Annotated in this window: 24 protein-coding genes, 10 tRNA genes and 3 rRNA genes; 34 read left to right on the top strand and 3 right to left on the bottom strand. The window is 45.3% G+C overall.

Annotation, left to right across the window (positions count from 1 at the left end; translation table 11 throughout):
• The first annotated feature begins 23 nt into the window (after positions 1-23).
• From rpmJ to QUF73_16820, 18 genes are all read left to right on the top strand, one after another.
• A complete protein-coding gene (rpmJ, locus tag QUF73_16905; GenBank protein ID MDM5227831.1) occupies positions 24-137 on the top strand; it encodes a 50S ribosomal protein L36 in 114 nt (37 codons plus the stop codon).
• Between the two features lie 23 nt (positions 138-160).
• Positions 161-526, top strand: a complete 366-nt coding sequence (gene rpsM / locus QUF73_16900) for a 30S ribosomal protein S13 (protein MDM5227830.1) — start codon at positions 161-163, stop codon at positions 524-526.
• Positions 527-547: 21 nt separating this feature from the next.
• Positions 548-937, top strand: a complete 390-nt coding sequence (gene rpsK / locus QUF73_16895) for a 30S ribosomal protein S11 (GenBank protein MDM5227829.1) — start codon at positions 548-550, stop codon at positions 935-937.
• 173 nt (positions 938-1,110) lie between these two features.
• Positions 1,111-2,055, top strand: a complete 945-nt coding sequence (locus tag QUF73_16890) for a DNA-directed RNA polymerase subunit alpha (protein MDM5227828.1) — start codon at positions 1,111-1,113, stop codon at positions 2,053-2,055.
• Positions 2,056-2,129: 74 nt separating this feature from the next.
• Positions 2,130-2,492, top strand: a complete 363-nt coding sequence (gene rplQ, locus QUF73_16885; GenBank protein MDM5227827.1) for a 50S ribosomal protein L17 — start codon at positions 2,130-2,132, stop codon at positions 2,490-2,492.
• Positions 2,493-3,085: 593 nt separating this feature from the next.
• Positions 3,086-3,925, top strand: coding sequence for an energy-coupling factor ABC transporter ATP-binding protein (locus QUF73_16880; protein MDM5227826.1), 840 nt, complete (start codon positions 3,086-3,088; stop codon positions 3,923-3,925).
• Positions 3,901-4,770: an energy-coupling factor ABC transporter ATP-binding protein gene (locus QUF73_16875; GenBank protein ID MDM5227825.1), complete on the top strand. Its 870-nt coding sequence runs from the start codon at positions 3,901-3,903 to the stop codon at positions 4,768-4,770. Before QUF73_16880 ends, QUF73_16875 begins: the two co-directional genes overlap by 25 nt.
• Entirely contained in the window at positions 4,767-5,564 is a 798-nt protein-coding gene (locus tag QUF73_16870; GenBank protein ID MDM5227824.1) for an energy-coupling factor transporter transmembrane protein EcfT, read from the top strand. Before QUF73_16875 ends, QUF73_16870 begins: the two co-directional genes overlap by 4 nt.
• A 12-nt stretch (positions 5,565-5,576) precedes the next feature.
• Positions 5,577-6,314, top strand: coding sequence for a tRNA pseudouridine(38-40) synthase TruA (truA, locus tag QUF73_16865; protein MDM5227823.1), 738 nt, complete (start codon positions 5,577-5,579; stop codon positions 6,312-6,314).
• A gap of 233 nt (positions 6,315-6,547) precedes the next feature.
• Entirely contained in the window at positions 6,548-6,985 is a 438-nt protein-coding gene (gene rplM / locus QUF73_16860; GenBank protein ID MDM5227822.1) for a 50S ribosomal protein L13, read from the top strand.
• A 20-nt stretch (positions 6,986-7,005) separates the two neighbouring features.
• Positions 7,006-7,398 carry a 30S ribosomal protein S9 gene (gene rpsI / locus QUF73_16855; protein MDM5227821.1) on the top strand — a complete coding sequence of 131 codons (393 nt, stop codon included), beginning with the start codon at positions 7,006-7,008 and terminating at the stop codon, positions 7,396-7,398.
• A gap of 482 nt (positions 7,399-7,880) precedes the next feature.
• On the top strand, positions 7,881-8,336 hold the full coding sequence (locus QUF73_16850) for a hypothetical protein (protein ID MDM5227820.1): 456 nt from the start codon (positions 7,881-7,883) through the stop codon (positions 8,334-8,336).
• 396 nt (positions 8,337-8,732) lie between these two features.
• Entirely contained in the window at positions 8,733-9,575 is an 843-nt protein-coding gene (gene proC, locus QUF73_16845) for a pyrroline-5-carboxylate reductase (protein MDM5227819.1), read from the top strand.
• Between the two features lie 36 nt (positions 9,576-9,611).
• On the top strand, positions 9,612-10,730 hold the full coding sequence (gene proB / locus QUF73_16840; protein MDM5227818.1) for a glutamate 5-kinase: 1,119 nt from the start codon (positions 9,612-9,614) through the stop codon (positions 10,728-10,730).
• 18 nt (positions 10,731-10,748) lie between these two features.
• A complete protein-coding gene (locus tag QUF73_16835; protein MDM5227817.1) occupies positions 10,749-12,017 on the top strand; it encodes a glutamate-5-semialdehyde dehydrogenase in 1,269 nt (422 codons plus the stop codon).
• A gap of 283 nt (positions 12,018-12,300) precedes the next feature.
• Positions 12,301-12,744, top strand: coding sequence for a YbaK family protein (locus tag QUF73_16830; protein ID MDM5227816.1), 444 nt, complete (start codon positions 12,301-12,303; stop codon positions 12,742-12,744).
• Between the two features lie 100 nt (positions 12,745-12,844).
• The gene (gene cwlD / locus QUF73_16825; GenBank protein ID MDM5227815.1) at positions 12,845-13,567 is read left to right on the top strand and encodes an N-acetylmuramoyl-L-alanine amidase CwlD; all 723 of its coding nucleotides are present in this window, start codon (positions 12,845-12,847) and stop codon (positions 13,565-13,567) included.
• Between the two features lie 140 nt (positions 13,568-13,707).
• Positions 13,708-14,766 (top strand): Mrp/NBP35 family ATP-binding protein, encoded by a 1,059-nt coding sequence (locus tag QUF73_16820; GenBank protein ID MDM5227814.1) that lies wholly within the window; start codon positions 13,708-13,710, stop codon positions 14,764-14,766.
• 47 nt (positions 14,767-14,813) lie between these two features.
• Here QUF73_16820 and gerD read toward each other — a convergent pair whose 3' ends face one another.
• A complete protein-coding gene (gerD, locus tag QUF73_16815) occupies positions 14,814-15,455 on the bottom strand; it encodes a spore germination lipoprotein GerD (GenBank protein MDM5227813.1) in 642 nt (213 codons plus the stop codon).
• A 147-nt stretch (positions 15,456-15,602) separates the two neighbouring features.
• On the opposite strand from gerD, the gene QUF73_16810 reads away from it, so the two are divergent.
• Positions 15,603-16,235, top strand: coding sequence for a KinB-signaling pathway activation protein (locus QUF73_16810; GenBank protein ID MDM5227812.1), 633 nt, complete (start codon positions 15,603-15,605; stop codon positions 16,233-16,235).
• Between the two features lie 170 nt (positions 16,236-16,405).
• On the opposite strand, the gene pdaB is transcribed toward QUF73_16810, so the two are convergent.
• On the bottom strand, positions 16,406-17,158 hold the full coding sequence (gene pdaB, locus QUF73_16805) for a polysaccharide deacetylase family sporulation protein PdaB (protein MDM5227811.1): 753 nt from the start codon (positions 17,156-17,158) through the stop codon (positions 16,406-16,408).
• Between the two features lie 144 nt (positions 17,159-17,302).
• Here pdaB and QUF73_16800 point away from each other — a divergent pair, with 144 nt between their 5' ends.
• The 15 genes from QUF73_16800 to rocF all read left to right on the top strand — a co-directional run bounded on the left by QUF73_16800 (position 17,303) and on the right by rocF (position 25,087).
• Complete coding sequence (locus QUF73_16800) at positions 17,303-17,533, top strand: hypothetical protein (GenBank protein ID MDM5227810.1); 231 nt, start codon at positions 17,303-17,305, stop codon at positions 17,531-17,533.
• Between the two features lie 256 nt (positions 17,534-17,789).
• Positions 17,790-19,339: ribosomal RNA gene (locus QUF73_16795) — 16S ribosomal RNA — on the top strand.
• Positions 19,340-19,647: 308 nt separating this feature from the next.
• Positions 19,648-22,583: ribosomal RNA gene (locus QUF73_16790) — 23S ribosomal RNA — on the top strand.
• A gap of 127 nt (positions 22,584-22,710) precedes the next feature.
• Positions 22,711-22,827 (top strand): 5S ribosomal RNA (rrf, locus tag QUF73_16785).
• The 16S, 23S and 5S rRNA genes sit together here with 10 tRNA genes alongside, the layout of an rRNA operon.
• A gap of 21 nt (positions 22,828-22,848) precedes the next feature.
• Positions 22,849-22,923: transfer RNA gene (locus QUF73_16780), tRNA-Asn, on the top strand.
• 36 nt (positions 22,924-22,959) lie between these two features.
• Positions 22,960-23,032: transfer RNA gene (locus QUF73_16775), tRNA-Thr, on the top strand.
• Positions 23,033-23,059: 27 nt separating this feature from the next.
• Positions 23,060-23,134, top strand: a tRNA-Glu gene (locus QUF73_16770).
• A gap of 4 nt (positions 23,135-23,138) precedes the next feature.
• Positions 23,139-23,214, top strand: a tRNA-Val gene (locus tag QUF73_16765).
• Positions 23,215-23,219: 5 nt separating this feature from the next.
• A tRNA-Thr gene (locus tag QUF73_16760) sits at positions 23,220-23,295 on the top strand.
• Between the two features lie 12 nt (positions 23,296-23,307).
• Positions 23,308-23,391, top strand: a tRNA-Tyr gene (locus tag QUF73_16755).
• A gap of 65 nt (positions 23,392-23,456) precedes the next feature.
• A tRNA-Gln gene (locus QUF73_16750) sits at positions 23,457-23,531 on the top strand.
• Between the two features lie 143 nt (positions 23,532-23,674).
• Positions 23,675-23,747: transfer RNA gene (locus QUF73_16745), tRNA-Lys, on the top strand.
• Between the two features lie 69 nt (positions 23,748-23,816).
• Positions 23,817-23,891 (top strand) — tRNA-Gly (locus tag QUF73_16740).
• Between the two features lie 3 nt (positions 23,892-23,894).
• A tRNA-Ala gene (locus QUF73_16735) sits at positions 23,895-23,967 on the top strand.
• A gap of 214 nt (positions 23,968-24,181) precedes the next feature.
• Positions 24,182-25,087, top strand: coding sequence for an arginase (rocF, locus tag QUF73_16730; protein ID MDM5227809.1), 906 nt, complete (start codon positions 24,182-24,184; stop codon positions 25,085-25,087).
• Positions 25,088-25,128: 41 nt separating this feature from the next.
• Here rocF and QUF73_16725 read toward each other — a convergent pair whose 3' ends face one another.
• Positions 25,129-25,287: an aspartyl-phosphate phosphatase Spo0E family protein gene (locus QUF73_16725; protein ID MDM5227808.1), complete on the bottom strand. Its 159-nt coding sequence runs from the start codon at positions 25,285-25,287 to the stop codon at positions 25,129-25,131.
• Positions 25,288-25,312 lie beyond the last annotated feature (25 nt).

The following is a 25,312-nucleotide window of genomic DNA, read 5'->3' as shown; positions in this document are numbered from 1 at the left end:
GTACTATTAAGGAGGTTAGGATAATGAAAGTAAGACCATCAGTTAAACCAATCTGCGAAAAGTGTAAAGTTATCCGCAGACGTGGAAAAGTAATGGTTATCTGTGAAAACCCTAAACATAAACAAAAACAAGGTTAATTTGAAGGAGGTGCGCTTATACAATGGCACGTATTGCTGGTGTAGATGTTCCACGTGAAAAACGTGTAGTAATCTCATTAACTTATATCTTTGGTATTGGTAAATCTACAGCTCAAAAAGTTTTGGCTGAAGCTGGTGTTTCTGAAGACACTCGTGTTCGTGATCTTACGGAAGATGAACTTAACAAAATCCGTGACATCATCGACAAATTAAAAGTTGAAGGTGACCTTCGCCGTGAGGTTTCACTTAACATCAAACGTCTAATGGAGATCGGAAGCTATCGCGGTCTACGTCATCGCCGTGGTTTACCGGTTCGCGGACAAAACACAAAAAACAACGCTCGTACTCGCAAAGGTCCTCGTAAGACTGTAGCGAACAAGAAGAAATAATCGGTAAAGGAGGTACTTTAAATGGCTCGTAAAACTAATACACGTAAGCGTCGTGTGAAAAAGAATATTGAACAAGGTATTGCACATATCCGTTCTACTTTCAATAACACAATCGTAACTATCACTGATGTTCATGGAAATGCTGTTTCCTGGTCAAGTGCTGGAGCTCTTGGATTCAAAGGTTCTCGTAAATCTACTCCATTCGCAGCGCAAATGGCAGCTGAAACTGCAGCTAAAACTTCTCAGGAACACGGTATGAAATCCCTTGAAGTAACTGTTAAAGGACCTGGTGCAGGACGTGAAGCTGCTATCCGTGCTCTTCAAGCTGCTGGTCTAGAAGTTACCGCTATCAGAGACGTAACTCCAGTTCCACATAACGGATGTCGTCCACCAAAACGCCGCCGTGTATAATTTTTCTGTATAGAATTTGTATCCTTGTCTATAATGGGATATGATACTAATTTTTTAGTTATACAGAACAATTATTCCAGTTGTTGTGCACAAAACGGGAACGTATACATGGGGGAATTTCGGTTAGAGATTGCTAGCCGGGGTTTCGACGTTTTGAAGGAGGGTATATTTTGATGATCGAAATAGAAAAACCAAAAATCGAAACGGTTGAGATCAGCGATGATGCCAAGTACGGCAAGTTCGTCGTCGAGCCACTTGAGCGTGGATATGGTACAACTTTGGGTAACTCCTTACGTCGTATCCTTTTATCCTCACTCCCAGGTGCCGCTGTCACATCGATCCAAATTGATGGGGTACTTCATGAGTTCTCAACAATTGAAGGCGTCGTAGAAGATGTAACATCTATCATTTTAAACATTAAAAAACTAGCACTTAAAATCTACTCTGATGAAGAAAAAACATTGGAAATCGATGTTCAGGGTGAAGGTGTAGTGAAGGCAGCTGACGTAACTCATGACAGCGATGTTGAAATCCTTAATCCGGATCTTCATATTGCTACTCTAGGTTCGAATGCCCACCTGCGCATGCGTTTAACTGCAAGACGCGGACGAGGCTATACACCAGCTGACCAAAACAAGAGAGAAGATCAGCCAATCGGTGTGATTCCTATCGATTCCATCTACACTCCAGTATCTCGCATTTCTTATCAGGTAGAGAATACACGTGTGGGTCAAATGACTAACTATGATAAGTTAACATTCGATGTTTGGACTGACGGAAGTACAGGTCCTCAAGATGCGGTTGCACTTGGAGCGAAGATCTTAACTGAGCATTTGAATATCTTTGTCGGTTTAACTGATGAAGCTCAAAATGCCGAAATCATGGTTGAAAAAGAAGAAGACCAAAAAGAGAAAGTACTTGAGATGACAATTGAAGAACTTGACTTATCTGTACGTTCTTACAACTGCTTAAAGCGTGCTGGCATCAATACTGTTCAGGAATTAGCCAATAAGACTGAAGAGGATATGATGAAGGTCCGTAACCTGGGCAGAAAGTCACTTGAGGAAGTAAAACATAAATTAGAAGATCTTGGACTGGGCTTACGCAAAGACGATTGATGTGAATTGATTCATCATCTTTATATGTTAGCTTTCAGCAGATTGAATGACTTCAACAAAGGAGGGAAACTTTCATGGGATACAGAAAGTTAGGACGCACTAGCTCACAACGTAAAGCTATGCTGCGTGACTTAGCAACAGATCTAATCATCAATGAGCGCATCGAAACAACTGAAGCTCGTGCAAAAGAACTTCGTTCAGTTGTTGAGAAAATGATCACTCTTGGAAAGCGCGGCGATTTGCATGCACGCCGTCAAGCAGCTGCTTTTGTTCGCAATGAGGTAGCTAACGCTGAAACTGACCAGGATGCAGTTCAAAAATTATTCAGCGACATCGCAACTCGTTATGAAGAGCGCCAAGGCGGATACACTCGTATTATGAAACTTGGACCTCGTCGTGGAGACGGTGCGCCAATGGTAATCATCGAGTTAGTATAATTTTTTAAGGAAAGGGCGCGGGACGGTTTCATTGAACTTGTTCTTTGCCCTTTTTCTATAAAAGCGGCTGTTTCCTTAATATGTTAGGAACACCCACTTCAGGCCAAAAACGAGCGTTACGATGAGCATGTACAGCTATTAAACAGGGATGGTTGAGTAATAGATTCCCCATCACCTGGTACACTGTCTTGTCTAGCTCATGCACCTCTTCCGGAAAGAAGATTTGCGCCCGGCAGTTTACTGCCTGACGGAAAGAGGTGCAGGCTTTTTTAAATTTCGTTTGTTCATAAACCATAAGGAAATCGAGGTCTCTGAACAGTCATACATTAGCAAGAACCAACCACCATACTGCGTCAGTATGAGCTTTTAATAGGGAGGCATAATAGGCATCCAATAAGCTTAGATAGCAGAAATCCAGATTTTCTTGTGTATTACAAGTGTGGGAGAATGGTATCATTCAGCGCTTGCTATCCGGTAACATAACCTATTATCGAACTATTTAAAGCTCGCCAAAAATGGCGGGTTTTTTCATTAGGATAAAAATATTAGAGCAGAGCTGAAATAGAGAAGCAGAGCTGAGAGGAGGACTTCACATGAACGAGCCGCTGGTAGAATTGAAAAATGTTTCGTTTAAGTACGATGCAGAAGGTGGATATGCGCTGCACAACGTCTCTTTCAATATAGTTAAAGGGGAATGGCTCGCAATTGTAGGCCATAATGGTTCCGGGAAATCAACACTTGCCAAACTGCTGAATGGTCTGCACTTTCCGTTGGAAGGAAGCATTACAGTAGGCGGAATTTCATTGAGTGAAGAGACCGTCTGGGAAACCAGAAAGAAGATCGGCATGGTTTTTCAGAATCCGGATAACCAGTTTGTCGGAACGACCGTACAGGATGATGTGGCTTTTGGTTTAGAAAACCATGGAATTGAAAGAAATGACATGGTTCAGCGTGTTACGCAATCACTGGAGAAAGTCAAAATGGCACAATTTCTTAATCAAGAGCCGCACCATCTTTCTGGCGGCCAGAAACAGAGAGTGGCCATTGCCGGTGTCATCGCCCTAAGGCCGGACATTATTATTCTGGACGAGTCAACCTCCATGCTTGATCCAAGAGGTCGTGAAGAGGTGCTTGAAACCGTCAGAGAGCTTAAGCAGGACTATCATATGACAGTCATCTCCATCACACATGATTTGGAAGAGGCTGCAAAGGCTGACCGCATCGTGGTTATGAACAAAGGACAGTTATATCGGGAAGGCACACCTGAGGAAATCTTTCAAATGGATGAAGAGCTTGTAAAGCTGGGCCTGGATATTCCTTTTCCTGTGAAGCTAAGCAAGATATTAAGAGAAAAAGGATTGCCGTTATCAAGGCATTATTTATCTGAAGAAGAGTTGGTGGAAGAATTATGGACATCTCACTCCAAAATGTAGAATACCGGTATCAGGTCAATACGCCATTTGAACGCCTCGCAATAAAAGATGTTACCATTGATATTCCATCAGGCACGTTTCTGGCAATCATCGGGCATACCGGATCAGGCAAATCGACTGTCCTCCAGCATTTAAATGCCCTGCTTAAGCCGACAGAAGGCCAGGTAGTGATTGGAGAGCGGCTGATCACTTCGCAAAAGAAACAGAAAAACCTGAAGGAAATCCGTCAAAGGGTCGGCATCGTGTTTCAATTTCCTGAGCATCAGCTGTTTGAAGAAACGGTCGAGAAAGATATATGCTTTGGCCCGATGAACTTCGGAGTGTCAGAAGAGGAAGCCAAAAAAAGAGCAAGAGCGGCCATTAGCCAGGTTGGCCTGCCGGAAGAAATTCTGCGCAAGTCCCCATTTGACCTGTCAGGGGGCCAAATGAGACGGGTGGCGATAGCCGGAGTGCTGGCAATGGAGCCTGATGTCATTGTCCTGGATGAGCCTACTGCAGGGCTTGACCCGCGGGGCAGAAAAGAAATCATGGATATGTTCTACAGCCTGCATGGAACAAGAGGGCTATCGACGGTGCTCGTTACACATAGCATGGAGGACGCCTCCCGCTATGCTGATCAGATTGTCATCATGCATAACGGGGAAGTGTACAAAAAGGGCACGCCTAAAGAAATCTTTTCTTCACCGGAAGGCTTGCTTAAGCTTGGCCTCGATGTTCCGGAGGTTGTCCGTTTTCAGCTGAAAATGGAAAAATCACTTAACATCCGTTTCTCTAAGACATGTCTGACAATGGATGAGCTGACGGATGAGATTGCTGCTGCGATGAAAAGGGGGGCAGCTAAATGATGGATAAAATGATTTTTGGGCGCTATGTTCCGGCCGAGTCTGTCCTGCACAGGATGGATCCCCGTTCTAAGCTAGTCCTTATTTTCTTATTCGTGTGCATTGTCTTCCTGGCAAATAATATGCTGACATACGGCTTACTGACGGTTTACACCTTTTTGATGATCGCTTTATCGAAGGTGCCGATCCGGTTTATCTATACAGGGTTAAAGCCGGTCCTTCTGCTTGTTATTTTTACATTATTCCTGCACTTGTTTTTGACAAAAGAGGGTGAAGTTCTCTTCCGGTTTGGATGGATTACAATCTATGAGGAAGGCTTGAGACAGGGGATTTTCATATCATTGCGCTTCTTCCTGCTCATTCTGATGACTTCCATTCTGACTTTGACCACGACCCCGATTGAAATTACGGATGGTCTGGAAAGCCTGCTGGCTCCATTGAATAAAATCAAGTTTCCTGTGCATGAACTGGCTTTAATGATGTCGATTTCTCTTCGCTTTATCCCGACACTCATGCAGGAAACGGATAAAATCATGAAAGCTCAGACAGCCAGGGGAGTTGATTTTACAAGCGGTCCGATTAAAGACCGTATTAAAGCCATTATTCCTCTGCTGATTCCTTTGTTCGTCAGTTCGTTTAAACGGGCTGAAGAGCTTGCTGTAGCGATGGAGTCACGCGGCTATAGAGGCGGGGAAGGCAGAACGAAATACAGGCAGCTTAACTGGGGTCTAAAGGATACGGCAATGCTGGCAATGCTTGCAGCCCTGACCCTGGTGTTAATCCTGCTAAGGACGTAATGGGGTGACCTTATGCAAAGATTTAAATGTAATGTGACGTATGACGGCACCCATTTTGCAGGCTATCAGGTGCAGCCTGGCAAGCGGACTGTACAGGGAGAGCTGGAAAGGGCCTTAAAGAAGCTTCATAAAGGAGAAGACATCAAGGTTACTGCCTCAGGCAGAACCGATGCGGGTGTCCATGCAAGGGGCCAGGTGATCCATTTCGATTCCCCTTTGAATATTCCTATTGAAAAATGGGAAATCGCCCTTAATTCACTGCTGCCGGATGATGTGGCCATCATAGGGACGGAGACAGTGTCTGATGACTTTCATGTCCGTTTTGATGCGAAAGGGAAGGAATACCGGTACTTCGTGCATCGAACATCCAGGAGAGACCCTTTTAAACGCCATTATGCCTGTCAGTACCCGTATCACTTAAATACGGATGCTATCAAACAAGCGGCAGCAGATTTAATAGGGACACATGATTTTACAAGCTTCTGCTCCGCCAAGACGGAAGTGGAAGATAAGGTCAGGGAACTTCAGGAAATCCAAGTGGCTGAAGAAGGGGATATGCTCATCTTCTGCTTTAGAGGCACCGGATTCTTATATAATATGGTCCGCATCCTGGCCGGCACACTTCTTGAAGTTGGCACAGGGGAAAGAGACCCCGATTCCATGCCATCTGTTCTTATGGGAAAAAACAGATCAGCTGCAGGAAAAACAGCGCCTCCCCAAGGTTTATATTTGTGGAAAGTTTTTTATTAAAATTTTGGAAAAAACAAATGAGGAACCGCGAGGGCGCGTTGTAAAGCCAAACTCATATAAAAAAAGATTTTAAAACAACTAAACCAGGTGTAACATTCGCTTGACATTGGACTGTCAAAGTTATATTATAGCATATGGTATTATTATTAAAACCACGATAAGCCCCGGAACTTATTGTGTCGAATAGATAAACCAAAAAATGATTATGAATGGAATTATTAGGAGGGAAACTGATGCGTACAACGTTTATGGCGAATTCAAACAATATCGAGCGTAAATGGTACGTGATTGATGCTGAAGGCAAAACTCTTGGTCGTCTTGCTAGTGAAGTTGCATCAATTCTACGTGGTAAACATAAACCAACTTATACACCACATGTTGATACTGGTGATCATGTAATTCTTATCAATGCTTCAAAAATCGAACTTACTGGGAAAAAGCTTACTGACAAGATCTACTACCGTCACAGCATGCACCCAGGCGGTCTAAAAACAAGAACTGCTCTTGAAATGCGTACAAACTACCCTGAGAGAATGCTTGAGCTTGCAATTAAAGGCATGCTTCCAAAGAACTCTCTTGGTCGTCAAATGTTCAAGAAATTACACGTATATGCTGGTAGCGAACATAAGCACCAAGCACAACAACCTGAAGTTTACGAACTTCGTGGATAATTTTTAGGGAGGTTATTAACTTGGCACAGGTTCAATATATTGGTACTGGTCGTCGTAAGAGCTCCGTTGCACGTGTTCGTTTAGTTCCAGGCGACGGTAAAATCATCATCAATGGTCGTGAAATCACAGATTACATTCCTTTTGCAGCTTTACGTGAAGTTGTAAAACAGCCGCTTGTAGCTACTGAAACTGTTAACAGCTACGACATTCTTGTAAATGTAAACGGCGGTGGATACACTGGTCAAGCTGGCGCAATCCGCCACGGCATCGCTCGTGCATTGCTTCAAGCAGATCCAGAATTCCGTCCAACATTAAAGCGCGCAGGACTATTAACTCGTGACGCACGTATGAAAGAGCGTAAGAAATACGGTCTTAAAGGTGCTCGTCGTGCTCCTCAGTTCTCAAAGCGTTAATTTTCGATGTTACAAAGACTCTCAACTTTTTGGTTGGGGGTTTTTTTTATTGTTTAAAAAGTATTAGTCTGACCTGCTCCACACTTTTTTCCATAAATAAAGGGTTTTGCTGAACTCATTGGCTATGGATCTCAGGGGAAAGTATACAAATTGTCTCCTGATAGATGCATTTAAAAGAAAAGCATGCCAAGAATCGAAGTGGCCAATAAATTTGAATCAGAACTCTGCATGAGATGGAGGAAAGTAAATTCTTAGCCGTGCTCTTCAGTTCGTAAAGCATTAATCCTCGTTACAAAGACTCTCAACTTTTGTGGGGTCTTATTTATTGTTATCCCCTATTCCGCCTGCTTAATGACTTTCATCTTCACCATCAGACTCAAGGAATAGCAGAGCAATTAGATTCACATTTTGGCTGATAATCTCCAAATAGCTTTGTGTTGCATATACTTTAACTAGGTCCATATGTTAAAGGAGAGATTGCTTTGAATGCCGCTCAAAATACTTCGTTAAGTTTGCCCATTCCGTCGCGATGGGGACTTAGCACCAATATTGCAGGAAGACCCATGGTAATGGGTGTTCTTACACTTGATTCGATCTCAGGCAATAGGATAACGGGTACAGCCAATTTCAGAGGTACACCGCTTCAAATCACTGGAGCTTGGGATGAAAACACACAAAGGGTTAGTTTTGATACCCCTTTTGCTTCATTTTCTGGTTTATTGCAAAACTTTGATGATCCAGCCATTAGGATCCGTCATTTAATAGTAAGTGGAAGATTTCTCATGAAGGCTCCTTCTTTACAGGCAGGGGAGAGTGGAGAATGGGTAGCTGCTACAGATATTCCTCTTACCGGACCCCCAACCAACACAGGCGGGCTGCCGCCAGTAGGAGCTTTTCTAACATCTGATTTGCTTTATAATAATCAGCGGTTATATTAAGCACCTAGTTTGAAGTTCATGGCACAAGACTCTTAGCCAATAGCTGGGGTCTTTTTTATTACATAAAAGTCCTCTTATTTAAGTGAGCATTATCCAGCCGGTGTTAAGCATAATAAAGGTGCTCGTCTTTTCACTGCCACTTTTGCTTGAGCAAGATATATAATAAATGGAAAATTTTATTTCAGCAAATATCGTCTTCAGAAGGGATTATTCACGCTGAGAGAGCCTTACCGAATCTTAGGCAGCTGATGTTAACGTTTTCATTCACTATCTCGCCCATATCCTCCCGTCTTTCCCTCATACCCTTGAATATGTATTTGAGCATGTTACGATAGATAACGTTGATAAAATACGAACGGTTATACGAACAGGTTGTTCATCTTAAGGAGGATGTCCATGTTAGCCAATAAAACAATTGCTTTTTTAGGAGCAGGATCAATGGCGGAATCAATGATTTCGGGAGTCATTACAGCAGAAAAAATGTCACCCGATCGAGTATTTGTAACGAATAGGAGCAATGGAGACAGACTGGAAGAGATTCATGATAAGTACGGTGTGAGTGTGATGCCGCAAAGCGAGCTTCCATTTGAGAAGATCGATTTATTCATTTTAGCCATGAAACCAAAAGGTGCAGAGGAAGCCCTTTGTTCGATTAAAGATAAATTACATCCCGGCCAGGTGATTCTTTCTGTTTTGGCAGGCATTACAACTGAGTTCATGGAAGACCATTTAAATCCGGGACAGCAGGTTGTGCGTGTGATGCCGAATACTTCGAGCATGATTCAGGAATCTGCGACGGCTGTCGTGGCAGGCAAGAAAACCAGCATGGCCAATGTCGAATTGGTTAAGGAATTGCTGGAATGCATGGGGGAAGTCTATCTTATCGATGAAGACCAAATGGATGTTTTTACGGGTTTAGCTGGAAGCGGCCCTGCATACTTCTATTATTTGATGGAAAATATGGAGCGGGTAGGGGTACAAAAAGGTATGGATGAAGAGACCGTACGAAAAATTGTCGCCCAGACGATTTTTGGAGCAGCTAAGATGGTGCTTGAAAAGGAAGAAGCTCCAACTTCTCTTAGAGAGAAAGTGACTTCTCCAAATGGCACGACCGCTTCAGGACTTGAAGCCTTAAGGAAATACAATGGAGGCGAAGCCATCACACAGGCAGTGGAGCATGCCGCCAAACGTTCAAAGGAGATCAGCAAAGAATTGGAAGGCGCCCTTGTCACTTCCTAAGGGAGATGGGAATTATAAGTTCACAGGAGGTATTGGATGTTGATTAAAGAAAAGCAGATAAAAAGAGTTGTTATTAAGATCGGAAGCAGCTCACTAACAAGCATGCATGGGGAGATCAGCCGCAGAAAGCTTGAAAAATTTGCGGAGCAAATTGTCGAGCTGAAGGATGCTGGCTATGAAACAGCTGTTGTGTCATCAGGTGCTGTAGCAGCAGGCTATCGGAAGCTAGGCTGCCTTGACCGTCCTTCTTCCCTTCCGGAAAAACAGGCTGCAGCTTCAATTGGCCAGGGCTTATTAATGGAATCTTACTCAGAACTCTTTTTATCTCACGGATATGTAGCTTCACAAATCTTGATTACAAGAAGCGATTTCTCTGATGAAAAGCGTTATGGCAACATGCATAACACCATGAATGTGCTGCTTGAGCGCGGTATCATCCCGATTATAAATGAAAATGACACGGTTACGGTTGACCGTTTGCGCTTCGGGGACAATGATACCCTGGCGGCAAAAGTGGCCGGTCTGATCGATGCTGATTTACTTATTATTTTATCAGACATTGACGGCCTCTACGACAGCAACCCCAATGACAATCCCGATGCAAACCTTCTGGAGAGGGTGCACAGCATTACACCTGAAATTGAAGCTGCTGCAGGAGGATCTGGAAGTGCTGTAGGAACAGGCGGCATGAAGTCAAAAATCCAGGCGGTGAAAATTGCGATGGCTGCGGGAATTGACTCCTTTTTAGGTAAAGCAGGTAGGGAACATATCTTAATGGAAGCTGTGGAAGGCAGGGCAAAAGGAACCTGCTTTAAGCCGGAACCGGATGCGTTCAATCTGGATAATCAGAAACAGTGGATTGCATTCCACTCAGGCCCTGAAGGCAAGGTGACTATCAGTTCCCATGGGATAGAGGCCATTGTGGAACATCAAGAAAACCTGTATCGCTCTGATATTCAGGAAGTAAAAGGGCGATTTAAGGATGGCGCAGTTGTCCGCATTCTGGATGAAGAGGGAAAAGAAATCGGCCTCGGCCGCATTAATTATTCAAACGAACAGTTAAGTGACCATACAGCAGATGAAGAGCTTGAACCGGCCATTGCTCAGGAAACGTTTGTATGTTCCCGCGACTTTAAACTGCCGGCACTTGTTTAAACTATTAGGAGGGATTCAATGACTACTGCATCAGCAGTAAGGATAAATAATATAGAAGAACAGGCAAAAAAGGCCAGGAAGGCTGCCAGAACTTTAGGTATTTTAACAACGGAAGAAAAGAACGAAGCACTCCATACAGTTGCAGATGCTTTGGAAACTGGATATGAATCAATTCTTGCAGCCAATATGGCCGATCTAAATAACGGCAAGGAAAAAGGATTCGAAGAGGCATATATAGATCGGCTGTCATTATCTAAAGAGCGGGTTTTTGAATTTGCAGCTGGCCTTCGCCGGGTAGCTGAACTTCCCGATCCGATTGGAGACGTCATGTCTGGCTGGACTTTGGATAATGGGCTGAAGGTGGAAGAGGTCCGTGTTCCGCTTGGTGTCATCGGAATGATATATGAAGCAAGACCCAATGTAACAGCCGATGCGGCAGGTCTTGCTTTGAAATCAGGAAATGCCATTGTCCTAAAAGGCGGATCATCAGCCCTGAATTCGAATCAGGCTATAGTTGAGATCATTCATGATGCTCTTGAAAAAACTAAGATACCTAAAGAAGCTGTTCAATTCATTGCCGCAGCAGACAGAGAAGCGACAAAGCAGCTGTTCACAATGAAAGAGCATATTGATGTCTTAATTCCGAGAGGCGGCGCATCCCTTATTAAAGCAGTGGTTGAGAATGCGACGGTGCCTGTACTCGAAACAGGAGTTGGAAACTGCCATATCTATGTGGATAAGGAAGCGGAGGCTGAAAAAGCGATCAATATCCTGATTAATGCCAAAACAGACCGTCCGGCAGTCTGTAATGCAGCAGAAACGATGATTGTTCATGAAGGATGGCTTAACCTGCATAAAGAATTGCTTGCAGAAGTTCTGAAGAAGCACGGGATAACCGTACATGGTGATGAGCCTGCAGCTGCTGCACTGCCTGATGTGGTGCCAGCTGGTGATAGCGATTGGGAAAATGAATATTTAAGCCTTGATTTGGCGGTAAAAACCGTTAATTGTCTTGAACAGGCCATCGATCATATTGACCAATATGGAACAAAGCATTCTGAGGCGATTATTACGGAAAATGGGGAAACAGCCAAAAAGTTCATGCAGCTGACAGATGCTGCGGCATTGTATCATAATGCTTCGACCAGATTCACAGATGGAGGCGCTCTTGGCTTTGGTGCTGAAATTGGCATATCCACACAGAAGCTCCATGCGAGAGGACCAATGGGGCTGCCGGCATTAACAACCCGCAAATATCTCATGACCGGAAATGGACAGATTCGATAAAAGTGTTTTTAAAGCATCAGCTCCGGCTGGTGCTTTTCTAAAAAAATAAGAATTAATCCTGAAGTTAGATAACTGTCTAGCTTCAGGCGCCATCGGCTCTCGGGTCTAAGCCAATCCGTCCAAAAGGTAAAGAACAACCTTTCAGCCGGCTTTTCTTATGCTTGTCGCCGATAAGCGGGCGCCTTCCGCTTTTCTGATAAAAAATTGGCAGCCCGATTCGCGGCTGCTTTTTGCATTTCTCTCCCGCTGCAGATAAAGACTATCTTCAAGGGGTGAGAAAGCAGTGACTGTCATAACAACGTTCAAAGAGAAAAAAAGAGAAAAGCAAATCAAATATGAAAAATCAGTCCTTCGGGAAATTTCGATAAAAGCGTTAAAAGAGAAAGTACAGCAATTTTTTGGCTCTTCCAGATTTGTCTCCGGTCTGATGATGAATACCGGAATTGAGGAGGCCTGCTATGATGTTGCGATTGAAGCCTATTTGCTTGGGGCCAACTACAGCCGTTTTGGGCGCTATGGCGAATCGCTGGATCAAGTCCGCCATAGATGTGAAAAAGAGTATAAGCATTTAGTGGATACACTATATAACTTTTTCCTTTATTGGGGTCATGGTTCAGAAGCGGTAATGAGCGAATCCCTTTATTATATGTGTGAGCAATATGTAAGCAGCTGGTGGTCGGAAGGATTCAATAAAGGGGAGAGAAGGCATAAATTGCGTCTCCACTGAAAAGTGAATTGATGAAAAGGCTGTCCTGATCGAAGTTCTAGATCTCCATCTTGTCCCATATATTGAAATGAGGATAAGCAGGAGGGACTGATTAGGACATATGAAGAAAAAATTAAAAATAGGCGGGTTTGCGATCGGGCTTATCGTCCTTTTTCTAATTTTGCAATATGACTTTACGGATGATGATTCCTGGGAATCGTGGAATCTGCCTTTAACAGGAAAGATCATCTTGCTTGATCCCGGCCATGGCGGCCCGGATGGCGGGGCAGGGGATGAAGGTGCTCTCGAAAAAGATATCGCACTGGATGTATCATTAAAAGTAAGGGATTACCTCCAGGAGCAGGGAGCACTTGTGCTGATGACGAGGGAGGAAGACAGAGACCTCGCACCAGAGGGAACCAGAGGTTACAGCCGGAGAAAAGTAGAAGACCTGAAGAAACGGCTTGAAATGATAAATACTTCTAATTCTGATTTTTATGTCAGCATTCATTTAAATTCAATTCCTTCCCCCAGGTGGAGCGGAGCACAGACTTTCTATGCTCCGGGGATTAAGGAAAATGCCAAAGCCGCAAAATTCATTCAGGACGAACTCCGCCGCAACCTGGAGAATACCAAGCGGAACTCGAAGCCTTTAAACAATGTATTCATTTTAAAATACGCCAAAAAGCCAGGTGTCCTAGTAGAAGTGGGATTCTTATCAAATCCGGGGGAACGGGCCAATCTGAAAACTGATGAATATCAGGATAAAATCGCTGCCTCCATTTACAATGGAATCATGCGCTACTATACCAATGAAAAAGAACTGACCGAAACATGGGAATGAAAAGGTGCTGAGAAAGTGCCTTTTCTTTTTATTGATGCAGGGAAATAGTGAATGTATTTCTGGTGTGATAGAATTAACTGTATAGAATATTCAATATGTTATACTAAAATGGAAACGAATTCAGAAGGCGGGTGCAATGTATGTTAACTGAACAGAAAGTCAAAGAAGCTTTAAGCGGCTTGCAGGAACCATTTATACATAGAACATTGGGCGAACTTAACGCCATTGAAGAAATTAAAATCAAGGAAGAAAAGAACCATGTCAGCGTCAAGATTCAAATCGCCAAGACAGGTACAGCTGAACAGCTTCAGCTTCAGACTCAAGTCGTCAATCTTTTAAAAGAAGCAGGAGCCGCAACCGTTGGCATACGCTTCAGCGATCTTCCTGATGAAGTGCTTTCACAATATAGAGAGGCAGCGTCTGAGGAAGACAAAGGCCTGCTTTCTCCTGGAAATAAAACTGAGTTTATTGCCATTGCCAGCGGAAAAGGAGGGGTCGGCAAATCCACGGTATCTGTAAACCTGGCTGTATCCCTGGCAAGGTTAGGGAAAAAGGTCGGCCTGATCGATGCCGATATTTATGGATTCAGCGTTCCGGATATGATGGGCATTACAAAGCGCCCCGTGGTCAGAGGAGAACGAATTCTGCCGGTTGAACGTTTTGGAGTAAAAGTGATCTCAATGGGATTCTTTGTAGAAGATAATGCACCAATTATCTGGAGGGGCCCAATGCTTGGCAAAATGCTGAACAGCTTCTTCAATGAAGTAGAATGGGGCGATTTGGATTACCTTCTTCTTGATTTGCCTCCGGGTACGGGGGATGTTGCCCTGGATGTGCACACAATGCTCCCATCCTGCAAGGAGATCGTTGTGACAACTCCGCATCCTACAGCCGCATTTGTTGCTGCGAGAGCTGGTGCTATGGCACTTCGCACTGAGCATGAAATCCTGGGTGTTATTGAGAACATGGCCTACTTCGAGAGCCAATTGACTGGTGAAAGAGAGCATGTATTTGGTCAAGGCGGCGGTGAAAAGCTTGCTGAGGAACTGCGGACAGAAGTGCTTGGCCAGCTGCCTCTTCAGCAGCCTGATTGGAATGAAGAAGACTTCGCTCCGTCCATTTATGATAAAGACCATAAGCTTGGACAAATTTATACGGATATCGCCCGCAAAGTTATCCAAACAATTGAAAGCAAGTAATAAAAGAAACCTCTTCCGAAATGGAAGAGGTTTTCACTTTAAAGGAGTTATGCTCCGCCTCCCTGGCCGCCACCGCCGCCTCCTTGGTCTGCTCCCTGGCCGCCGCCTTCACCGCCGCTTTCGCCGCCTTGCTGACCGCCGCTCTTCGTTTCCTCTGCTGCTTTCAGAAGAATGTCCTGAATTTTCGCTTTAAAAAGCGGGCTTTCAAATGTCTCGGTCATAACTTTCTGTATATGCTCCCGATATTCCTTGCTTTTAAGGACATCTGTAACTTCTTTTTCGAGTTCGGGATCTTTAAGTACCTCTATCATCATTCCCCGGTATTCAGGGTCTTTCATAAGATCTTTTAAGAGCTGCTCATTTTCTTTCTGCATACTTTTTGCCATGCTTTCGGCAAACTTTGGATCATCAAAGGACTTCTTCCAAAACTCTGTACCTTTATCAGAGGTTAGGGTTTTTTCAATGGTATCAGCCACAACCTTCTGGTCCATGACCATCTTTTGCTGCATTTTTTCATCAGTCATCAATTCTTCGAGTGCCTTTTTTCCTTCATCGGTCTTTAATATATCTACAACCATTTTTTTGGTTTGCTCATAATCCATTTGGCCGTTGCCCGTTTCACCTTGGCCGCAGCCTGATATGAAAAACACTAGCGCTAATGGAAGGAGCAAACGGAATTTTTTTATCATAATGAAGCTCCTTTCAGAGGTGTCCTTACCCTTAGAATGAAGAAATTCAGCAAATATTATGCGCTGGAAATACAATGCCTAGATTTTTCAAACTTTGGTTGGTACAATCATAAAGAATGAATTTATTTATTATGGGGGAAAAATAAATTGACTAGCCGTAATTGGGTAAAGCTTTTTATATCAACTCTTTTAGTTGGAGGATTAACTACTGGAGTTGTCGGATTTATTGTGCGCTGGGATGAATTTGCGCCTATTTTTACTGACTTCGATTTCCTTGAGATTCTGTCGGTATTCTTCTGGCTTATAGGTGTAGGATTAATATTCAGTATCATTAGCCAAATGGGCTTTTTTGCTTATTTGACAGTACACCGCTTCGGGCTGGGAATTTTTAAAGGATTGTGGAACCCTATTCAGATTGTCCTTATTTTATTTGCTTTGTTTGACTTGGTTTACTTCCGCTATAAGGCTTTTGCGGGCGGGGGAGACAGCATGCTTCCGTATATTGGCTTAGCGGCTTTTCTTCTTATTGTCGCGCTTACGGTTGCAGCAATTAAAGCAAAGCAGACCAATCAGCATGCGTTTATTCCTGCAGTATTCTTTATGGTGGTTGTAACCGCCATTGAGTGGGTGCCGGTTTTAAGGGTAAATGAGGAAAGCTGGCTATATCTAATGCTGTTCCCATTACTAGTCTGCAACACCTATCAGCTGCTTATCCTTCATAAACTAAATGAAGATTCTCAAAAACAAAGAAGCAATATAGCTAAAAAGCCATCCAAGTAACGGATGGCTTTTGTTTATAAATAAGTATAGAATTTTGAATGTCGATAACTGTCTAGCTCCAGCGCCTACCCCCTCGAGGTCACAAGCCAAACCTCCCAAAAAGGTAAAGGACACCTTTCCGGGAGGTTCGTCTTGTGCTTGTCGGGGGTGGGCAAGGCGCTTCCGCTTTTCTATTTTATTTCACTTGTCTTCGTCTCCGCATTAGCAATCATTTCAGAAACGGAAACGAAATTGAGCCCCTTGGATTTTACATCATTTAAAATGAGCGGAAGAGCTTTGGCTGTTTGTTTTGCAGAATCGGATGCATGCAGAAGTACAATATCTCCTTTTTTAGCTTTTGATACATTCTCTGCAATCCTCTCTGCACCCGGATTGGTCCAATCCTTTGAATCAACGCTCCAATGGACAACGGTATAGCCCATCCTTTCAGCAACCTTTAACGTTTTCTGGTCAAAGTGTCCTGTTGGGGCGCGCACAAGCTTAATGTCTTTAATATTCAGCTTTCTAAATGCTTCCTGCGCCTTTGCAAGGTCTCTCCTGATCTTATCTTCTTCAAGCTCTGTATAATCTTCATAGCCATAGCCCAAAATTCCAACTTCATAACCTTCTTTCACGATTCTTGAAACTAAATCCGGATGGCGTTCGGCCCAGGAGCCAGCAAGAAAAAAAGTCGCAGATTTAACATTCTCTTTTTTGAGAATATCCAGTATGGGCTCTGCTTTTAAATCCCCCCAGCCTATATTAAAGGTGAGGGCTAAATCCTTTTCCCCTTTGTATATCGCTTTAGGCCCGTCTTTGGTCGAAAAAGCAGGCAAGTGCACAATGCTCTGCATATAGAGGAACCAAGCCGTGAAAAATGCTGCAATGACAACCAGCGAAATTTGTTTTAATGACTTACCATTCAATACATAAAAAAAGTTCATAACAATTCACCTCGTCCGATACCTTCCTAATCCATACCTATGCTGAACTTGTCTCTTCCATGAATAAAAAATTTACTCATAATAAATCCTATATGGAAAAATACTACAGAAAACAAATTGAATAATTCATTGGAGGCCACCAAAATGATTGGAATGCTATTAAATCAGAAAGAGCTAAAAGAAATGGAGTATCTCATTAAGCGGGAAATGGACGAAATATTATTCGATTTAAAAGATGACAGGATCGACTACATTGTCAAAAGAGCCATGGAAGAACGATATAAAATTCTATTTTCCTTATTTCAGCGTATGGCATCTCCAGCAGATTGCCTTAAATACATGCGTTCCCGCCAGCATCATGAAAAGAAGGGTTAATGTATTTTTGTGCTGAAGAAAAAATACAAAAAAGCTGTTGACTTGTTAATGGTATCTTGGTATATTAATAAACGTCGCTGATGACGGAAAGCAAAAACAACTTAAAAAAAGTTGTTGACATCAAAGTTGACACATGATATATTAATAAAGTCGCTTCTGAGCGACGGATTGATCTTTGAAAACTGAACGAACAAAAACGTCAACGTTAATTCTTTAGTCTTTTTTAAAAAGACAACTTATGAGCTTAATCAACTCTTATATGGAGAGTTTGATCCTGGCTCAGGACGAACGCTGGCGGCGTGCCTAATACATGCAAGTCAAGCGGACAGATGGGAGCTTGCTCCCTGAAGTCAGCGGCGGACGGGTGAGTAACACGTGGGCAACCTGCCTGTAAGACTGGGATAACTCCGGGAAACCGGGGCTAATACCGGATAATTCTTTCCCTTACATGAGGGAAAGCTGAAAGATGGTTTCGGCTATCACTTACAGATGGGCCCGCGGCGCATTAGCTAGTTGGTGAGGTAACGGCTCACCAAGGCGACGATGCGTAGCCGACCTGAGAGGGTGATCGGCCACACTGGGACTGAGACACGGCCCAGACTCCTACGGGAGGCAGCAGTAGGGAATCTTCCGCAATGGACGAAAGTCTGACGGAGCAACGCCGCGTGAGTGATGAAGGTTTTCGGATCGTAAAACTCTGTTGTTAGGGAAGAACAAGTACCGGAGTAACTGCCGGTACCTTGACGGTACCTAACCAGAAAGCCACGGCTAACTACGTGCCAGCAGCCGCGGTAATACGTAGGTGGCAAGCGTTGTCCGGAATTATTGGGCGTAAAGCGCGCGCAGGCGGTTCCTTAAGTCTGATGTGAAAGCCCCCGGCTCAACCGGGGAGGGTCATTGGAAACTGGGGAACTTGAGTGCAGAAGAGAAGAGTGGAATTCCACGTGTAGCGGTGAAATGCGTAGAGATGTGGAGGAACACCAGTGGCGAAGGCGACTCTTTGGTCTGTAACTGACGCTGAGGCGCGAAAGCGTGGGGAGCAAACAGGATTAGATACCCTGGTAGTCCACGCCGTAAACGATGAGTGCTAAGTGTTAGAGGGTTTCCGCCCTTTAGTGCTGCAGCAAACGCATTAAGCACTCCGCCTGGGGAGTACGGCCGCAAGGCTGAAACTCAAAGGAATTGACGGGGGCCCGCACAAGCGGTGGAGCATGTGGTTTAATTCGAAGCAACGCGAAGAACCTTACCAGGTCTTGACATCTCCTGACAACCCTAGAGATAGGGCGTTCCCCTTCGGGGGACAGGATGACAGGTGGTGCATGGTTGTCGTCAGCTCGTGTCGTGAGATGTTGGGTTAAGTCCCGCAACGAGCGCAACCCTTGATCTTAGTTGCCAGCATTCAGTTGGGCACTCTAAGGTGACTGCCGGTGACAAACCGGAGGAAGGTGGGGATGACGTCAAATCATCATGCCCCTTATGACCTGGGCTACACACGTGCTACAATGGATGGTACAAAGGGCTGCGAGACCGCGAGGTTAAGCGAATCCCATAAAACCATTCTCAGTTCGGATTGCAGGCTGCAACTCGCCTGCATGAAGCCGGAATCGCTAGTAATCGCGGATCAGCATGCCGCGGTGAATACGTTCCCGGGCCTTGTACACACCGCCCGTCACACCACGAGAGTTTGTAACACCCGAAGTCGGTGGGGTAACCATTTGGAGCCAGCCGCCTAAGGTGGGACAGATGATTGGGGTGAAGTCGTAACAAGGTAGCCGTATCGGAAGGTGCGGCTGGATCACCTCCTTTCTAAGGATATTTACATGAAACGTGACGCGTTTTGTTCGTTCAGTTTTGAGAGTTCAATCTCTCATTGAAAGATTCGTTCTTTGAAAACTAGATAATGTTAATGAAGAAGCAATAACCGAGTAATCGCCATCTTAGTTTTTTTTCTCTTATTATTGTTTTAAAACAACGTAAGAGCACAAACCATGAGGACGATGAGCGGCAAGGAGATCAAGGAAGCGACCGAGTGAGCACCGGAGCGTACTTCAGTACGTGAGGAGCGGAGCGAGAGAGCTGACGCAGAGATCCGCAGTCGATCAGCGGCCGAAGTAGGTTAAGTTAGAAAGGGCGCACGGTGAATGCCTTGGCACTAGGAGCCGATGAAGGACGGTACTAACACCGATATGCTTCGGGGAGCTGTAAGTAAGCTTTGATCCGGAGATTTCCGAATGGGGGAACCCCCTATCCGTAATGGGATAGGATCTTTACCTGAATACATAGGGTATTGAAGGCAGACCCGGGGAACTGAAACATCTAAGTACCCGGAGGAAGAGAAAGCAAACGCGATTCCCTGAGTAGCGGCGAGCGAAACGGGATTAGCCCAAACCAGGAGGCTTGCCTCCTGGGGTTGTAGGACACTCTACACGGAGTTACAAAGGAACGAGGTAAATGAACAGGTCTGGAAAGGCCGGCCAGAGAAGGTAAAAGCCCTGTAGTTGAAACTTCGTTCCCTCCAGAGTGGATCCTGAGTACGGCGGGACACGAGAAATCCCGTCGGAAGCAGGGAGGACCATCTCCCAAGGCTAAATACTCCCTAGTGACCGATAGTGAACCAGTACCGTGAGGGAAAGGTGAAAAGCACCCCGGAAGGGGAGTGAAAGAGATCCTGAAACCGTGTGCCTACAAGTAGTTAGAGCCCGTTAATGGGTGATAGCGTGCCTTTTGTAGAATGAACCGGCGAGTTACGATTACATGCGAGGTTAAGTTGAAGAGACGGAGCCGCAGCGAAAGCGAGTCTGAATAGGGCGAATGAGTATGTGGTCGTAGACCCGAAACCAGGTGATCTACCCATGTCCAGGGTGAAGTCCAGGTAACACTGGATGGAGGCCCGAACCCACGCACGTTGAAAAGTGCGGGGATGAGGTGTGGGTAGCGGAGAAATTCCAATCGAACTTGGAGATAGCTGGTTCTCTCCGAAATAGCTTTAGGGCTAGCCTCATGTAGTAAGAGTCTTGGAGGTAGAGCACTGTTTGGACTAGGGGCCCCCATCGGGTTACCGAATTCAGACAAACTCCGAATGCCAAAGACTTATCCATGGGAGTCAGACTGCGAGTGATAAGATCCGTAGTCAAGAGGGAAACAGCCCAGACCACCAGCTAAGGTCCCAAAGTATACGTTAAGTGGAAAAGGATGTGGAGTTGCTTAGACAACCAGGATGTTGGCTTAGAAGCAGCCACCATTTAAAGAGTGCGTAATAGCTCACTGGTCGAGTGACTCCGCGCCGAAAATGTACCGGGGCTAAACGTATCACCGAAGCTGTGGATTGACATCTTCCGATGTCAGTGGTAGGAGAGCGTTCTAAGGGCGTTGAAGCCAGACCGCAAGGACTGGTGGAGCGCTTAGAAGTGAGAATGCCGGTATGAGTAGCGAAAGATGGGTGAGAATCCCATCCACCGAATGCCTAAGGTTTCCTGAGGAAGGCTCGTCCGCTCAGGGTTAGTCGGGACCTAAGCCGAGGCTGAAAAGCGTAGGCGATGGACAACAGGTTGATATTCCTGTACCACCTCTTTACCGTTTGAGCAATGGGGGGACGCAGGAGGATAGGGTAAGCGCGCTGCTGGATTAGCGCGTCCAAGCAGTTAGGCCGGTAACGAGGCAAATCCCGTTACCACACAGGCTGAGCTGTGACGGCGAGGGAAATTTAGTACCGAAGTTCCTGATTCCACACTGCCAAGAAAAGCCTCTAGCGAGGGAAAAGGTGCCCGTACCGCAAACCGACACAGGTAGGCGAGGAGAGAATCCTAAGGTGAGCGAGAGAACTCTCGTTAAGGAACTCGGCAAAATGACCCCGTAACTTCGGGAGAAGGGGTGCTCATTAGGGTGCATAGCCCTGATGAGCCGCAGTGAATAGGCCCAGGCGACTGTTTAGCAAAAACACAGGTCTCTGCGAAGCCGCAAGGCGAAGTATAGGGGCTGACGCCTGCCCGGTGCTGGAAGGTTAAGAGGAGAGGTTAGCGCAAGCGAAGCTTTGAATCGAAGCCCCAGTAAACGGCGGCCGTAACTATAACGGTCCTAAGGTAGCGAAATTCCTTGTCGGGTAAGTTCCGACCCGCACGAAAGGCGTAACGATCTGGGCACTGTCTCAACGAGAGACTCGGTGAAATTATAGTACCTGTGAAGATGCAGGTTACCCGCGACAGGACGGAAAGACCCCGTGGAGCTTTACTGTAGCCTGATATTGAATTTTGGTACAGCTTGTACAGGATAGGTAGGAGCCTGAGAAGCCGGAGCGCCAGCTTCGGTGGAGGCGTCGGTGGGATACTACCCTGGCTGTATTGAAATTCTAACCCGCGCCCCTGATCGGGGCGGGAGACAGTGTCAGGTGGGCAGTTTGACTGGGGCGGTCGCCTCCTAAAAAGTAACGGAGGCGCCCAAAGGTTCCCTCAGAATGGTTGGAAATCATTCGCAGAGTGTAAAGGCACAAGGGAGCTTGACTGCGAGACCTACAAGTCGAGCAGGGACGAAAGTCGGGCTTAGTGATCCGGTGGTTCCGCATGGAAGGGCCATCGCTCAACGGATAAAAGCTACCCCGGGGATAACAGGCTTATCTCCCCCAAGAGTCCACATCGACGGGGAGGTTTGGCACCTCGATGTCGGCTCATCGCATCCTGGGGCTGTAGTCGGTCCCAAGGGTTGGGCTGTTCGCCCATTAAAGCGGTACGCGAGCTGGGTTCAGAACGTCGTGAGACAGTTCGGTCCCTATCCGTCGTGGGCGCAGGAAATTTGAGAGGAGCTGTCCTTAGTACGAGAGGACCGGGATGGACGCACCGCTGGTGTACCAGTTGTCTTGCCAAAGGCATCGCTGGGTAGCTATGTGCGGAAGGGATAAGTGCTGAAAGCATCTAAGCATGAAGCCCCCCTCGAGATGAGATTTCCCATAGCGTCAAGCTAGTAAGATCCCTGAAAGATGATCAGGTTGATAGGTCAGAGGTGGAAGCGTGGCGACATGTGGAGCTGACTGATACTAATCGATCGAGGACTTAACCAAGTCATTGGTGAATACTCGGCAAATGCTTCTTCATGCATTATCTAGTTTTGAGGGAACGAAAAAATGAAATTTCCTCTTGAAAAAAACATCAAAAGAAAGTATAATCATACTTGTCTTTTGAAAATAGTCTGGTGGCGATAGCGAGAAGGTCACACCCGTTCCCATACCGAACACGGAAGTTAAGCTTCTCAGCGCCGATGGTAGTTAGGGGCTGTCCCCTTGTGAGAGTAGGACGCTGCCGGGCTGTTTACTAAAATACCACTTTTCCGCAGTAGCTCAGTGGTAGAGCATTCGGCTGTTAACCGAACGGTCGCAGGTTCGAATCCTGCCTGCGGAGCCATTTTCATAAAGCCCCTTTTGGGAATTATGAGCTGTTGCTTCCATAGCTCAGCAGGTAGAGCACTTCCATGGTAAGGAAGAGGTCACCGGTTCGAGCCCGGTTGGAAGCTCTCTTAATGTAGACAACTAGAGTACTAGGCCCCTTGGTCAAGCGGTTAAGACACCGCCCTTTCACGGCGGTAACACGGGTTCGAATCCCGTAGGGGTCACCATTTTGGAGGATTAGCTCAGCTGGGAGAGCATCTGCCTTACAAGCAGAGGGTCGGCGGTTCGATCCCGTCATCCTCCACCATATTTGCCGGTGTAGCTCAATTGGTAGAGCAACTGACTTGTAATCAGTAGGTTGGGGGTTCAAGTCCTCTCGCCGGCACCATCTTTTTTAGATGGAGGGGTAGCGAAGTGGCTAAACGCGGCGGACTGTAAATCCGCTCCTTCGGGTTCGGCAGTTCGAATCTGCCCCCCTCCACCATTTATTCTTAATAAAAACACAAAAAACTGGACAAGCTATGAATGTCCTTTTTATTTTGTAATTATTGGGCTATAGCCAAGCGGTAAGGCACCGGACTTTGACTCCGTCACTCGCAGGTTCGAATCCTGCTAGCCCAGCCATTCTTATGAGCCATTTGCTCAGTCGGTAGAGCAGATTGCATCATCTAAGCCATTCCTCACCGAATGGAAATCTGTGACAAAGCGCGCAGCGCTTTGGAACATCTGACTTAGCAGAATCAGGTTTTAGGAAATAATACTATTATGAGCCATTAGCTCAGTCGGTAGAGCATCTGACTTTTAATCAGAGGGTCGAAGGTTCGAGTCCTTCATGGCTCACTTTATAGAAAAACGCAGACCTTGGGAATCGAGTCCTGAAGGTCTTATTTGTAAATATAAATATTTATTGCGGAAGTAGTTCAGTGGTAGAACATCACCTTGCCAAGGTGGGGGTCGCGGGTTCGAACCCCGTCTTCCGCTCCAAATGGGGCCTTAGCTCAGCTGGGAGAGCGCCTGCTTTGCACGCAGGAGGTCAGCGGTTCGATCCCGCTAGTCTCCACCTTTATACATAATACAACAATCCTTAGACCAGCATGGTTTAGGGATTTTTTTATTTCATAAACAATAATTGGGAATAATCCGGAGGTTAACATAGTATATTTAGAAGCCTCTTTCCTTGGGAGCCGCATATATATACACGATTTTGTCGAGTTGAGTCATGTGTTTGAAAGCGGTTAAAATATGAGTATGAAGGGAAAGGGAGGATTTGTACTATGAAAAGACAGAAATTATCGATAATTGGAATGCCGATGGATCTTGGCCAGATGAGACGCGGTGTGGACATGGGGCCAAGTGCGATCCGATATGCAGGTGTGAATGAGCGATTAAAGTGTTTATTCCAAGAAATCCATGATCAGGGCGATATTGCCATCGGCCGTCCGGAAGTTCAAATCGATCCAAATTCAAATCTTAGAAACTTGAACCTTATTGCTGAAAAGACAGAAAAACTAGGAGAAGAAGTTGATAAAGCAATAGAAAGTGGCTCTTTTCCATTAGTACTTGGCGGCGATCACAGCATTGCTATTGGAACATTGGCCGGTGTTTCAAAGCACTACAAAAATCTTGGGGTAATCTGGTATGATGCCCACGGGGATCTAAATACAGCTGAAACTTCACCTTCTGGGAACATTCATGGCATGCCTCTTGCAGTAAGCCTGGGAATTGGGCACCCGCTTTTAACCAATGTAGGAGGATATGCTCCAAAGGTTAAGCCGGAGAATATTGTCATTATTGGGGCAAGATCTTTGGATGAAGGAGAGCGGGAGCTTATTAAGGAAAAAGGCATTAAAGTATACACCATGCACGAAATTGACCGTCTTGGGATGACAAAGGTTATGGAGGAGTCTATTACATATTTAAAAGAAAGAAATACAGATGGTGTTCATCTGTCATTGGATCTGGATGGGCTGGATCCGCATGATGCACCGGGTGTTGGAACTCCAGTTATTGGCGGCATCAGCTACCGTGAAAGCCACTTGGCCATGGAGATGCTTGCAGAAGCTCAGATCATTACATCGGCTGAATTTGTAGAGGTTAACCCAATCCTGGATGACAAAAACAAAACAGCTACCGTTGCAGTCGCGCTTATGGGTTCATTATTTGGCGAGAAGCTTCTATAATAATAAAAAATAAAAATGAGCAGAACGTAAACAAGTTCTGCTCATTTTTTTGCTGTGAGGGTATAATATTTATTTAGAAGCTGATCGAGTTTCGTGCTCGTATCAACTACCGAGTGGTCTGTAAAAGAAGCGGAAGCTGTTAACTGGATCATTCTTGACCGGCAATCCTCAATATCTCTCAATAATTCCTTAATACACACCGTAACCAACCCTTTTCAATTAATT

It is taken from the genome of Cytobacillus sp. NJ13, assembly GCA_030348385.1.
Taxonomy (GTDB): Bacteria; Bacillota; Bacilli; order Bacillales; family Cytobacillaceae; genus Cytobacillus.
This window is presented reverse-complemented; position numbering and strand designations above follow the sequence as displayed.